This is a genomic window from Mesorhizobium sp. GW821-FHT04C10 (assembly GCF_059420305.1).
Genome location: NZ_JBWKTL010000001.1, coordinates 2,608,279 through 2,620,988 on the forward strand (window position 1 = coordinate 2,608,279; position 12,710 = coordinate 2,620,988).

Sequence of the window (12,710 nt, forward strand, 5' to 3'; positions counted from 1 at the left end):
GGTCAGGCCGTGGCGAAGTGGTCGTGTATGCGCTTCGACAGCCAGAAGCCGACATAGACGGCGAAGCCGCCAATGACGATATGCGGCAGGTTGGCGAAGAAGCGGGCGGGGAATTCGATGTCGTTGAGGGAGCGGAAGCCGTTGATGAAGATGCCGGCATCGAGGCAGCCGGAACCGGTGATCAGTCCGAGCACGCCGTCGAACAGATAGACCGAGCCGAACAGCTTGAAATAGAACACCGCCTGGCGATGCGAGATGAAGGCAGCGGCCAGCGCCCAGACGCCGGAGAAGGCGTGCAGCAGGTCGTCGTACCATTGCAATGAGAACAGGCCGAACAGATTGCCGTTGGCATCGTTGAACGCCGGTATGTAGCCGATGGCAACGACGGCGAAGAACAGGAAGGCATAGCCAACGGCAAGCTTCTGGATGAGCGTCATGAAGTCTCCCCCTTCTACGAGCTCGTTTTCAAACGGACTCTGACGACATCGAACGTTAGCCGATTTTGCCGCCGGTTGCAGCCCCAGCCGAAAACACCGTAAAAATTGTGGGAATAGACCTCAAAGACAGTCGGCGCCGGGATTTCTCCCAGCGCCTCCCTGTCAGATCAGGACACGGTCGCGGCAGCAACTTCCGTAAAGTCGTCGCGCCATGCCGGCCTTGATTTTGACGGTCCTGCCAGCCACCACCCGAAGGCAGCGTCCGTTCCAGACCACGCCGGTCTTGGCCCTTGCAGGCCTTGCCCTGCGTGCCATCGAAGGTTCTTGCCGTCCTTCATGGCAGCATCGGTCCGCCGTCGGCGTTGGCACGCTTTCCGCGGCCCCGTAGGTCTCGGCTACCGTCCCTCAAAACAGGCAAGCCTGCTCTCGCTTCGGGCCGTACGGGCCTCAGGAAATCCGCCTTTCACTTCCGCCTTTCGGCTTGGCGATCGGTAGCCGCCTGAGATGGGTTTAACGTACGCCGGGTAAGGGTCTCGGGGAATGGCCAAGGGCCTGTGGATAGCGGGATTATCGGGGACCGTTTGCCACAAGCCCGGAATTCCGGCGCTGGCTGTCTTAGACAGCCTGCCCGCTTTTCAACGCTCGCAACGACAGCGCCCCTTGCTCCGCCGGCGGGGGCGGGTTTCAATGCCGGCAAAGGATCGGGTGCCGCCTGCAAGGCGCCGTCCGGGGGAGGATATGCATTGAAGGTCGGGGTGGTTCTCAATCCGATTGCCGGTGGCGGCTGGCTGAAGCGGCATTGGCCTGACGTTGCCGCCTCGCTGAAAAAGCATTTTGGCGATTTCGAGCTGCGCGAGACGCAGGCCGAGGGCGACGCCGAACGCCTGGCGATCGACCTCGCGGCAAGTGGCTTTGACCTGGTGATCGCTGCCGGCGGCGACGGCACGGCAAGCGAGGTGGCCGATGGATTGCTGCAGGCATTCCAGGAGAGCGGCAGGACGACCGAACTCGGCCTTCTGCCATGCGGCACCGGTATCGATTTCGCGCGCGGGCTCGGTCTGCCGAAGGCGGTGGACGCGACCCTGAAGCGGATCGCGGAGGCGAAGGCCAGGGCTATAGATGCCGGCCGCATCTGCTACATCGACGATCATGGGGCGCTGGCGAGCCGCCACTTCATCAACATCGCCAGCCTTGGCCTGTCAGGCGCTACCGACCGCGCCGTCAATGCCGACAAGCGCAAGGGCAAGATGTCGGCCAAGACGCTGTTCCTGTGGCGCACCGTGGTCGAGTTCATCCGCTACCGCTTCCAGGATGTCCGGATCACGGTCGACGACGGCACACCTGTCGAAGCACGCATGGCGCTGGTGGCGGTGGCCAACGGCAGGTTCTTCGGCGGCGGCATGATGATCGCGCCCGATGCCGAACTGACCGACGGAGAGTTCGACATCGTCATCCTGCGCGCGGCGGGCAAGCTGAAGCTGATCTGGGATATCAGGCTGCTCTATGGCGGCCGGCATCGCAACCATCCGGCAATCACGATCCTGCGCGGCAAGAAAGTGGTTGTCGAACCGCTGGGTGATGGGGCAGAGAACGACGCGTTGGTCGACATAGACGGCGAGTCGCCCGGGCGCATACCGGCAACCTTCGAGATCCTGCCTGGTGCGCTGACGCTCAGATATTGAATCAAGGCGTTGCCAGATTGATTCAAGTGTTTTCGAACCTGAATCCGGCTATCGATTCAAACTATTGAAATCGCTTTGTTTTCTGGCTTCTGGTCAGATTTCCAATTTGGCCGGGAAACCCGGCGCGCGCAGGTCGGTACCAACGGCATCCTCAAGCAGTTTGACGATCTGTGTCGACCAGGCGCCGCCGCCATAAGCCGCCTTGCCTTGCTCAAAAATCGCGTTGACGCGCGTGGCGAGGTCGAGCGGCACGCCGGATTGTTCGGCCATGCCCAGCGCGAAGCCAAGGTCCTTCAGCGCCAGGTCCATGGTGAAGCCGATGTCGTAGGAGCCGTTGAGGACGAGCTGGCTTTCGGTCTCATGGACGAAGCTGTTGCCGGAGGAGGCAACGATGGCGTGATAGGATTGGGCAAGGTCGAGCCCGCCCTGCTTGGCCAGCATCAGCGCTTCGCCGGCGGCGACGAGATGGATGAAGGCCAGCATGTTGGTGATGACCTTGATCACCGCCGCCGAGCCGATCGGCCCCATCAGGAAGGAGCGCGCGCACATCGCCTCGATCGCCGCGCGATGGCGTTCGTAGAGCGCGGCATCGCCGCCGACCAGGGCGGTGATTTTTCCAACCGCCGCCAGATGCACGCCGCCGGTGACCGGGCACTCCAGCGTCTCCACGCCCCTGGCCGAGGCGAGGGCGGCAAGCCGCACGATCTCGTCGCGGCCATTGGTCGACATCTCGATCCAGGTCCCGCCCGCCGGCAGGCCTTCGAGCAACCCGCCTGGGCCGGCCAGCACTGCTTCGCTGACCTTTGGCGAGGGCAGGCAAGAGATGGCGTTGCCGGCGCGGGCGGCCGCTTCCGCGGGACTGCTCGCGGCGGTGGCGCCGAGCGCAACGAGGCGCTCGACCGCCGCCGGGTCGCGGTCGAAGACCGTGACCGCAAAGCCGTTGCGGATCAGGCTGGCGGCAAGGTTGCCGCCGAGATGGCCGAGGCCGATGAAGGCGTAGCTTTCGCTCACGGCATCAACGGCGTCTGCATCATCTGCAGATGCAGGTCCTTGCCGGTGTACGGATGCGCCTCGCACACCGCTTCGTTGAGCTCGACGCCCAGCCCCGGTTCCTTCGACGGGATGACATTGCCGTCCTGCCACTCGATCTTCTTCTTGAGCAGCGTGGCGTGGAAACCGTCCCACTGCTTCAGCGATTCCAGGATGAGGAAGTTGGGCAGCGTCACCGCCAGCTGAATGTTGGCGGCACCGACGATTGGCCCGCAATAGCAGTGCGGCGCGATCTGGATGTGATAGGCCTCGGCCATGGCGGCGATCTTCTTGGTTTCGAGAATGCCGCCGGAGCGGCCAAGATCCGGCTGCAGGATGGTCGCGGCGCGGTTCTCGATGACGCGGGCGAATTCGAACTTGGTCGTCAGCCGCTCGCCGGTGGCGATCGGGATCGAGGTCGCGCGGGCAACTTGGGCCATAACCTCCGGCATGTCGGGCGGCACCGGCTCCTCGAACCACAGGGGATCATAGGGCTCGATGGCGCGGGCCATGCGCAGCGCGCCGGAAGCGGTGAATTGACCATGCGTGCCGAAGAGGATGTCGGCTCGGTTTCCCACCGCCTCGCGGATCGCCTTGACCATGCGGGTGGAGACATCGATGTCGAGCAGGCGCGGCTGGTGGCCGTCGAAGGCGGTGTAGGGACCGGCCGGGTCGAGCTTGACGGCATTGAACCCCTGCTCGACATATTCGAGCGCGCAGGCGGCCGCCATTTCGGGGTCGTTGTAGACGTTCCTGCCGTCCGGCGCGTCCTCGGAATGGACACTGCCGGTGTGCGGGTAGAGATAGGTGTAGGAGCGCAGCGTCTCATGCACCTGGCCGCCGAGCAGCTTGTAGACCGGCTTGCCGGCTTCCTTGCCGACGATGTCCCAGCAGGCCATTTCGAGTGCCGAGAAACAACCCATGCCGGTCACGTCGGGACGCTGGGTGAAGCCGGAGGAATAGGCGCGGCGGAAGAAGTTCTCGATGTCGTGCGGATCGTGGCCGATCAGATAGCGTTCGGCCATGTCCTCGACCAGCTTGGCGGTGACATGGGCGGAGAAGGTGGCGTTGTAGGCCTCGCCATAGCCGACCACGCCGCCGTCGGTGGTCAGCTTGACGAAGATGAAATACTTGCCGCCGATGCCGGGCGGCGGGTTGCCGACAACCCAGGTCTTGACGTCGGTGATCTTCATTTTTGGTCCTCCAGAACCAGTTCTGCGCCTTTCCATCCGGTCATGACCGAGGCGGCGTTGGTGTTGCCGGTTATGTTGTCGGGAAAGATCGAGGCGTCGATGACGCGCAGGCCTTCGAGCCCATGCACCTTGAGGCGCGGATCGACGACGGAGCGCGAGGGATCAGGCCCCATGCGGCAGGTCGAAACCGGGTGATAGACGGTGCCGGAGCGTTTCCTGAAATCCGTGATCAGGTCGGCGTCGGACTGGATCGACGGGCCGGGCAGGACCTCTTCCCGAATGATTTCCGCCATGGCCGGCATCGAGGCGATCTTGCGCACGAACTTCACCGCCGCCAGCATCTCCTCGACGTCGGCGTTGGTGGAATAGGCGTTGGCGACGATCCTTGGATATTCCAGCGGATTGCTGGAGCGGATCATGATCTCGCCCCGGCTCGACGGACGGCAGTTGGACAGGCCGATTGAGAAGCCCGGCCAGGGATCAGGCGTCAGGATCGGCCGCTCGCCGCTCTTCGGGATGACGGTCGAGAACGCCTGGAAATAAAGCTGCATGTTGGGGCGCGTAAATGCCGGGTCGGTGCGGAAGAAGCCGCCGCCATGGTTCATCGACAGCGACAGCGGACCGGAGCGGGTCAGGATGTACTGCATGCCGACCAGCAGCTTGCCCCACCACGGGCGCAGGATCTGGTTCAGTGTCGGCACATTGCCCTTGAAGGTGTAGTTGATGCCGACATGGTCCTGCAGATTGGCGCCGACATTCTCGTTGGCATGGACGACCGGGATGCCCAGCCCCTTGAGCAAAGCCGCCGGACCGATGCCGGAAAGCTGCATGAGCTGCGGCGAGTTGATCGAGCCGGCTGACAGGATGACTTCGCGGCCGGCGCGAGCCGTCTTCGTCTGACCGTTCTGCAGATATTCGACGCCGACGGCGCGCTTGCCCTCGAACAGGATGCGGGTCGCCAGTGCGTTGGTCTCGACGCGGACGTTTGCGCGCTTCATGGCCGGGCGCAGGAAGGCGCGGGCGGCGGACATGCGGCGGCCGTTCCTGGTCGAGATCTGGTAGGTGCCGACACCTTCCTGGGCAGCACCATTGAAATCAGGGTTGAGCGGCAGGCCGGCCTGCTGGCCGGCGGCGAGATAGCGCTTGGTCAGCGGGTGGACGGCGTTGGCCGTGTTGCTGATGTGCAGGGGGCCACCGGTGCCGCGCCACCTATCGGCGCCCGCCTCATTGTCCTCGAGCGCCTTGAAGGCGGGCAGCAAATCGTCATAACCCCAGCCGGGATTGCCGGCGGCGCGCCAGTCGTCGAAATCCTCGCGCGCGCCGCGGATCCAGACCATGGCGTTGATCGAGCTCGACCCGCCGAGCAGCTTGCCGCGCGGCCAATGGTCGACATTGCCGCCAAGGCCGGGATCAGCCTCGGTCTTGTAGTTCCAGTTGACGGCGGGATCGAAGAAGGTCTTGCCGTAGCCAAGCGGCATCTGCACGTAGAAACGGCGGTCCGTGCCGCCGGCTTCCAGCACCAGCACCGAGAAACGGCCCGAGGCCGAGAGTTTGTCGGCGAGCACCGAGCCAGCCGAGCCGGAGCCGACGATGATGAAGTCAAAAGTCTGCATGATGGAAATGGGTGGCTCCGGAAATCTGGCCGCAGCCTAGACGCGACGGGTTCGCCGCGTCGCCGCGCCTTCCGGCATGCGTTGTGAAAAATGCGACTGGGATGCCGGGTCGAGTTGCGGGGAATCCCGACAATCGCGCTTGATATGCATGGGGTCGACAGCTTATGCGAGGGCATTCGTTTGTTCTGGCCACTCTGCGGAAGGCAGGAAATCATATGCGGACCCTGTCGGATGCCTTCATTCCCGAGCTGCCGGGCCACTACAAGGGCAAGGTCCGCGAAAACTACGACCTCGCGGACGGGCGGCGCATCATCATCGCCACCGACCGTCTCAGCGCGTTCGACATCATCCTGACCTCGATCCCGTTCAAGGGCGAGATCCTCACCCAGACGGCACGCTACTGGTTCGAGGAAACCGCCGATATCTGCCCGAACCATGTGCTCGAATACCCCGACCCAAACGTCGTCGTCGGCACCAGGCTCGACATCCTGCCGGTCGAGATCGTCGTGCGCGGCTATCTGGCGGGCACCACCAGCACCTCGATCCTGACCCGCTACAAGCGCGGCGAGCGCGACATGTATGGAATGCGGCTGCCGGACGGCCTGCGCGACAATGAGAAGCTTGCCGAGCCGGTGATCACGCCAACCAGCAAGGCCGCGGATGGCGGCCATGACGAGCCGCTGTCGCGGGCCGAAATCATCGGGCAGGGCCTGCTCACCCAGGCGCAATGGGACGCTGTCTCGGATTACGCCTTGCGGCTGTTCGCCCGCGGCCAGGCACGCGCGGCCGAGCGCGGACTGATCCTGGCCGACACGAAATACGAATTCGGCACCGACAAGAACGGCACCATAATTCTTGCCGACGAAATCCATACGCCCGACAGCAGCCGGTACTGGATCGCGGCGAGCTATGGACAGGCCCTGGCAAGCGGCACCCGGCCGGACAGCTTCGACAAGGATTTCATCCGCTCCTGGGTGGCGGCGCGCTGCGATCCCTACAAGGACCCGATCCCCAGGATTCCCGACGAGATCGTCGAACAGGCTTCTCACATCTATGCGCAGGCCTATGAGGCGATCACGGGCAAGGCGTTTATTCCCGACGTTTCCGGCGCCACGGTTCTCGACCGCATCAGGACGAACCTCGCGCGCTATTTCTAGCGGGCAGGCGGGCTGCAAATACGGTGTGCGTCGACCGGCCGCCGATGGCGCGTTGACGCGTTCGCGCCGTGACGCTACGGGATCGAGGGCAATCGATCTCGAGCCATCGACCTCAGGGGATTTCTCGCATGGTGCACTACGCGGACGGACGGCCGATCGGAGACCTGACGCTGCGCACGCTCGCCATGCCTTCGGACGCCAATGCGGCCGGCGACATTTTCGGCGGCTGGGTGATGGCGCAGATGGACCTTGCCTGCGGCATCCGCGCCGCCGAGCGGGCCAGGGGCCGCGTGGTGACGGCGGCGGTCAAGGAGATGTCCTTCGCCAAGCCGATGAAGATCGGCGACACGCTGTGCATCTACACCCATGTCGAACGCGTCGGCCGTACCTCGATGACGCTGAAGGTCGAGGCCTGGGCGCAGCGCTATCTTTCCGACCTGATGGAAAAGGTGACGCACGCCGATTTCATCATGGTGGCGCTGGACGGCGAGGGCAAGCCGAAGGCCGTGCCGGCCGAGAGTTGACGAAAAGCCCCCCGTTCTCCCAGTCCCCGTTCTCCCAGTCCAAGGGGCAATTGTAACATCATCCGCGCGGACGATGCGCTCCGCGACATCCAATGGTTGCCTTCACGTCTGATTGTGCCGGCGTTGGAGGGGCGACAATGCGTCAACACATACTGAACAGCTGGCTGGTGGCAGCCCTTGTCGCCGTGATCTGCCTGCTTGGCGTAACCGCCTATGCGGCAGTCAAAGAGGACCTTCCGCGCACCTCCTGCCTGCGTGCCAGCAAGGGCGTCAGGCAGCCAGCCGCGACATGCGCGATCTGCAGCCCGGCGCCTTGCGAGAGCTTGGCGCCAGGAAGCTGAATGGTCATCTTGGATTTACGATTGTCTTCATCGAAGCAGCGCCGAGCATTGGTCGGCCACAAGCGCCATTGGACAAGGTTGCGAGGCCTCGTCTAGAGAGCCACGAATTCCCGGCCATCAGACAACTTCACGCAACGCGAAGCACCCGACACCTTGCCGTGCAAGGGTTTCAGCCGTGCATGCCGTCGAATTTCTCGCGTGCCGCCCGCACACGCTGCGTGTTCCTGCGCGCCCATTCGCCAAGCGCGCTGACCGGGATCAGCAGTTCGTGGCCGAGTTCCGTCAGTTCGTAGTCGACGCGCGGAGGGATGGTCGGAAACACGGTGCGGGTGACGAAGCCGTCGCGTTCCAGCCCGCGCAAGGTCGTGGTCAGCATCTTTTGCGAGATGCCGCCGACAGCGGCGCGCAGCTCATTGAAACGCAACGGTCCGTCGCCGAGTTTGCCGACCACAAGAACGGTCCATTTGTCGCCGACACGCTGCAGGATTTCGGAAATGGCGCGGCAGTCTTCGGTGCGGTGCGGGTGCCTCAGTAACAAAAAGGTGCCTCCTTGCGTCGCGAGTTGACAGTATCTCATATAGCTCCGGTATCTAAACGATACCAGCATTTTACTGGAATGGAGAGCCCCCATGTCAAAGCCGAAAATCGCCATCATCGTCGGTTCGACGCGCGCCGCGCGCTTCGCCGATGTGCCCACACAATGGATCGCAAAGATCGCCAAGTCACATGCCGACATCGACGTCGAGATCGTCGACTTGCGTGACTTCCCGCTGCCCTTCTTCGACGAAGTGGCCTCTTCCGCCTGGGTGCCGTCGACCAACGAGGTGGCGCAGCGCTGGCAGAAGAAGGTCGCCGAATATGACGGCTTCATCTTCACCGCCGCCGAATACAATCACGGCCCGACGGCCGTGCTGAAGAACGCCATCGACTACGCCGCCAACGAATGGAACAAGAAGCCGGCCGGCTTCGTCGGTTACGGCAGCGTTGGTGGCGCCCGCGCCGTCGAGCAGCTCCGTCTCCATGCCGTCGAGTTGCAGATGGCGCCGGTCAAGTCGGCTGTCCATATCGCCTGGGGCGACTTCCTCGCCGTGCGCCAGGGCGAGAAGAAGCTCGAAGACCTCGAGCACCTGAACCAGGCCGCCACGGCGCTGGTCAATGACGTCGCCTGGTGGGCCAAGGCTCTGAAGAAGGCGCGCGACGCCGACGTGGTAGACGAAGAAATCAAGGCGGCTTGACCGCCGGTCGAATTATCCTCCCAAGGGATACGGGGCGGCGCTTGCGCCGCCCTTTTCAATTATAGCGTATAGCGGCTATAGCGGTTCAAATCGAAAGCTGCCGCCAGACCGCACGACACGGCCAATGCCGGGTGAGTCCAGATGCGCGCCGGCAACGAAGCATTGATCGTCGGCCGCAAGCGCCAGCAGCCGCAACCGGCTCTCGCGCGCCTGGTCCTGATCCTCATCGAATTCCCACGTCACCTCAGGCCGGTCGAACTGAAGCGATGGGACATGGACGGTGTCGCCCCAGATCAAAATGTGTTCGCCGCCGCTCGAAACGCGAAAGCAGCTGTGACCGACCTCGTGGCCATGAGCGCCGATAATGTCGACATGGGCTCCGAGATGGTTTCCGGCTTCGAAAGATTGCGCCATCTCGTGAAATCGCTCGAGCCGCGCTTCGGTGCGGAAGAGGCCGAGTTCCTCCCTGGGAACGAGCAGGCGAGCCAGGCGCGGGAAAGCGTCCCGGCCGTCGGCAAGCACAAGCCCATGGATGTGGTCGAGATGCGTATGGGTGAAGCAGACGGTGCGGACTTTTTCGACATCGATGCCGGCTTCGTCCAGCGCCTGGGGAAGCCGGCCCATGGTCGGGTGCCAGGCATTCGCGGCGCCGGTATCGATGAGTATTATCTCATTCCCATCGTCAATCGCGAAGGCGTTGACGGAGAGCCTGAGCTGACCGCCAAACAATGGGACCTGTTCCGGCAAGTCATCGCCAAATGGCTTGTCGCCGCGTTGCCGGAGCCGACCGACCGGCATGTCGACATAGCCGTCACGCAAGGCGGTGATGCGCAGGTCGCCAAGAGTATAGGTGGAATGAAGTTCGCCCGAAGTTATGCGGTGCATTTGCCGATCCTTTCGGGAGACAGTCTGCGATGGGCAACCGGCGTCGGCAACCCGTCCTGTCAATTCGATTCAGGCCGTGTGTGCGTGCTGCGCCTGCCTTGGCCGGATGATGCAGTCGGCGAGGCGATGCTTCTCGTTTAGCTCGTCGGCGTGGTGCTGGCCCCACTGACAGAGCGCAAGCAGGATCGGCTCGAGGCTGAGGCCGAGGCTGGTCGCCGAATATTCGACGCGGGCGGGCACTTCGGCGAAGATCTCGCGGCTGACCAGCCCGTGCTCCTCCATTTCGCGCAGCTGCTGGATCAGCACTTTCTGGGTGATATCAGGCATCATCGCCTTCAGCGCCGACAGCCGCCTTGGACTATCGAAGAGATGGTAGAGGATGACCGCCTTCCAGCGCCCGGCGATCACCTTCAGCGCCCGTTCGGCCGGCAGCATCGGCAGTCGCTTGATCGGCATCTTCCTGGCTGGACCGGCCATGGTCACCTCCTGGTCAGCAGCGGACAAATGAGTGTGTAGTCGTCACCTCGCAGATAGTGGCAAACCACCAGCGATGCCAGTGCGATTGGAGTTTGCCATGAAAGCCGTTCAATTCAGCCGCTTCGGCGGTCCCGAGGTGCTGGAGGTCGTCGAGTTGCCGGAACCGGCGCCTCAGGCCGGCGAGGTGCTGGTCCGGGTGAAGGCGGCGGGCATAAACTTCTTCGAGGTGCTGATGCGCGCGGACCGCTACGCCGTAACGCCGCAACTGCCGATGTTTCCCGGCGTGGAAGTGGCGGGGATGGTCGAGGCCGTTGGCCAAGAGGTGGATGCGGGGCTGCTCGGACACCGCGTGGCGGTGCCGCTGTTCGTCTCGCGGCGTCCACATGGCGGCTATGCCGAGCAGGTGACGGTGCCGGCCGATCTCGTTGTGCCGCTGCCGGATGCCGTCCCGTTCGAACAGGCGACAGCCCTCATGGTGCAAGGGCTGACGACCCTGCTTCTGCTGCGCCAAAGCCCGCCGGGGGCCAAGTCGGTGCTGGTGCCGGCCGCGTCGGGCGGCGTCGGATCGCTGCTTGTCCAGCTTGCCAGAAAAAAGGGGGCAAGCAAGGTGATCGCGGCCGCCAGCGACAAGGCCAAGTTGGATTTTGCCTTGTCGCTCGGTGCCGATAGCGTGGTCGACTACAGCCAGCCGGATTGGCCGGCCCGTGTCCGCGGGCTTACGGGCGGCGACGGCGTCGACATCATCTACGACACAGTCGGTGGCGCGCTGACGGCGGCATCGTTGCAGGCGTTGGCCGCGGGCGGCGACCTGGTGTTCGCGGCGCTCGGCCGCTACGGGCTCGCGGCGTCCGATCTGGAAGCCATGATCGGCCGCAACCAGTCGCTCAGGGGGTTCGCGCTGCTGCCGCTATTGTCCGCGGATGTGCTGCGAGCCAGCCTGTCCGAGCTGTTCCAACTGGCGGCGAGCGGGCGGCTGCGGATCGCGATCGGCGGCCGCTTCCCACTCGACCAGGCCGGCGCGGCGCACCGACTGCTGGAGGAGCGCCGCGCGACAGGGAAGGTGGTGCTGGTGCCTTAGCCTAATCCGCGGCTACACCATCCACCGCCTGTGGTCACATGCGGTGCGGGCCGGCATGATGCCAGCCCGCATTATACACTCAAGCCGCCGCAGGAACCTTCCGGGGTCTGTCGAGAAAGCCGAGGCCAAGACCCTCAAGCAGCTTGGCCTGGATCGGCGCCGTTTGGGCGTTGATGTCGTCGGCGCCGAAGGATTGGCCGACGACCACGCGCGGCGGGCGCGCACCGCCAGGCAGCTCCACGATGCGGACAATAGCCTCGGCCACGTCGTGCGGATCGGGGGCGTTCTCGCTCTGGAAGAGTTCCATCAATGTGCCCACCATCTTGGCCGGTATGCCGCCGATCTCGCCATAGCCAGCATCGCGGGCAGGGTCGCCGGGCTGCTGGGCGCTGGCGAAGATGCTCGTCGGATAGTTGCTCGGCTGGACGAGGACGACGTCGATGCCCAGTTGCGACAGCTCGTAGCGATAACCTTCCGTCAACGCCTCGAGCGCGAATTTCGACGCGCCGTAGAGACCGAAAAACGGGAAGGTCAGCCGACCGAGGATCGAGCCGAGATTGATCACCAGGCCTTCACCCTGGTGGCGGAATGCCGGGAGCACCGCCCGCATTGTCCGCTGGATACCGAGCACGTTCACATCGAAGAGCGCGCGCAGCTGCTCGGTGGTGAAGGATTCGGAGATGCCGGCGGAGCCGATGCCGGCATTGTTGACGAGGACGTCGAGACGCCTCGCCTCAGCCAGCACCGAGGCCACGCCGCGCTCGACGGAGGCGTCGTCGGTCACGTCGATCTCCACGGTTTGGATTCCCTTGGCGCGCAGCGCTTCCGCATGCGAGCGGTTGCGGCCGGCAATGTCGCGCATGGAGGCGAAGACGCGGTGGCCGGCGCGGGCAAGCGTCTCCGCCGTGTCGCGGCCGAAGCCGGTGCTGGCGCCGGTGATGAGGATGGTCTGGGACATGATGACTGCCTTTCAAGGGCTGGGGAAGGGGACGACAGTCGAGCCTCTTAGAGAATAGTCGACATCTAAATTAGATGTTGTATGAAATCTAAAATGTCAAG

14 protein-coding genes are annotated in these 12,710 nt (G+C 63.9%); 6 read left to right on the top strand and 8 right to left on the bottom strand.

Annotated elements, in window-relative coordinates; all coding sequences use genetic code 11:
- Window positions 1-2: 2 nt before the first annotated feature.
- Entirely contained in the window at window positions 3-437 is a 435-nt protein-coding gene (locus tag AC07UC_RS12580) for a DUF4383 domain-containing protein (RefSeq protein WP_056578846.1), read from the bottom strand.
- 743 nt (window positions 438-1,180) lie between these two features.
- Between AC07UC_RS12580 and AC07UC_RS12585 the strand changes: the two genes are divergently transcribed.
- Window positions 1,181-2,119: a diacylglycerol/lipid kinase family protein gene (locus tag AC07UC_RS12585; RefSeq protein WP_494905976.1), complete on the top strand. Its 939-nt coding sequence runs from the start codon at window positions 1,181-1,183 to the stop codon at window positions 2,117-2,119.
- A gap of 93 nt (window positions 2,120-2,212) precedes the next feature.
- Here AC07UC_RS12585 and AC07UC_RS12590 read toward each other — a convergent pair whose 3' ends face one another.
- The 3 genes from AC07UC_RS12590 to AC07UC_RS12600 are packed head-to-tail and all read right to left on the bottom strand — an operon-like array spanning window position 2,213 to window position 5,954.
- Complete coding sequence (locus AC07UC_RS12590) at window positions 2,213-3,130, bottom strand: NAD(P)-dependent oxidoreductase (RefSeq protein WP_494905978.1); 918 nt, start codon at window positions 3,128-3,130, stop codon at window positions 2,213-2,215.
- Complete coding sequence (locus AC07UC_RS12595) at window positions 3,127-4,341, bottom strand: mandelate racemase/muconate lactonizing enzyme family protein (RefSeq protein WP_494905980.1); 1,215 nt, start codon at window positions 4,339-4,341, stop codon at window positions 3,127-3,129. The genes AC07UC_RS12590 and AC07UC_RS12595 overlap by 4 nt, the downstream gene beginning before the upstream one ends.
- The gene (locus AC07UC_RS12600) at window positions 4,338-5,954 is read right to left on the bottom strand and encodes a GMC family oxidoreductase (RefSeq protein WP_494905982.1); all 1,617 of its coding nucleotides are present in this window, start codon (window positions 5,952-5,954) and stop codon (window positions 4,338-4,340) included. The genes AC07UC_RS12595 and AC07UC_RS12600 overlap by 4 nt, the downstream gene beginning before the upstream one ends.
- Before the next feature lie 215 nt (window positions 5,955-6,169).
- Between AC07UC_RS12600 and AC07UC_RS12605 the strand changes: the two genes are divergently transcribed.
- From AC07UC_RS12605 to AC07UC_RS12615, 3 genes are all read left to right on the top strand, one after another.
- A complete protein-coding gene (locus AC07UC_RS12605; protein ID WP_494905984.1) occupies window positions 6,170-7,111 on the top strand; it encodes a phosphoribosylaminoimidazolesuccinocarboxamide synthase in 942 nt (313 codons plus the stop codon).
- Window positions 7,112-7,239: 128 nt separating this feature from the next.
- Window positions 7,240-7,635, top strand: coding sequence for an acyl-CoA thioesterase (locus AC07UC_RS12610; RefSeq protein ID WP_140774704.1), 396 nt, complete (start codon window positions 7,240-7,242; stop codon window positions 7,633-7,635).
- A 137-nt stretch (window positions 7,636-7,772) separates the two neighbouring features.
- Window positions 7,773-7,976, top strand: coding sequence for a hypothetical protein (locus AC07UC_RS12615; protein WP_140774703.1), 204 nt, complete (start codon window positions 7,773-7,775; stop codon window positions 7,974-7,976).
- A gap of 169 nt (window positions 7,977-8,145) precedes the next feature.
- Here the strand turns inward: AC07UC_RS12615 and AC07UC_RS12620 are convergent, their stop codons facing one another.
- A complete protein-coding gene (locus AC07UC_RS12620) occupies window positions 8,146-8,514 on the bottom strand; it encodes a winged helix-turn-helix transcriptional regulator (protein ID WP_172349001.1) in 369 nt (122 codons plus the stop codon).
- Between the two features lie 91 nt (window positions 8,515-8,605).
- On the opposite strand from AC07UC_RS12620, the gene AC07UC_RS12625 reads away from it, so the two are divergent.
- The gene (locus tag AC07UC_RS12625) at window positions 8,606-9,211 is read left to right on the top strand and encodes an NADPH-dependent FMN reductase (protein WP_056578821.1); all 606 of its coding nucleotides are present in this window, start codon (window positions 8,606-8,608) and stop codon (window positions 9,209-9,211) included.
- A gap of 75 nt (window positions 9,212-9,286) precedes the next feature.
- On the opposite strand, the gene AC07UC_RS12630 is transcribed toward AC07UC_RS12625, so the two are convergent.
- Window positions 9,287-10,096 (bottom strand): MBL fold metallo-hydrolase, encoded by an 810-nt coding sequence (locus AC07UC_RS12630; RefSeq protein WP_494905987.1) that lies wholly within the window; start codon window positions 10,094-10,096, stop codon window positions 9,287-9,289.
- Between the two features lie 69 nt (window positions 10,097-10,165).
- On the bottom strand, window positions 10,166-10,573 hold the full coding sequence (locus tag AC07UC_RS12635; protein WP_494905989.1) for a winged helix-turn-helix transcriptional regulator: 408 nt from the start codon (window positions 10,571-10,573) through the stop codon (window positions 10,166-10,168).
- A 97-nt stretch (window positions 10,574-10,670) separates the two neighbouring features.
- Between AC07UC_RS12635 and AC07UC_RS12640 the strand changes: the two genes are divergently transcribed.
- Entirely contained in the window at window positions 10,671-11,651 is a 981-nt protein-coding gene (locus AC07UC_RS12640; protein ID WP_494905991.1) for a quinone oxidoreductase family protein, read from the top strand.
- A 79-nt stretch (window positions 11,652-11,730) separates the two neighbouring features.
- Here AC07UC_RS12640 and AC07UC_RS12645 read toward each other — a convergent pair whose 3' ends face one another.
- Entirely contained in the window at window positions 11,731-12,609 is an 879-nt protein-coding gene (locus AC07UC_RS12645; RefSeq protein WP_494905993.1) for an SDR family oxidoreductase, read from the bottom strand.
- Window positions 12,610-12,710: the final 101 nt, after the last annotated feature.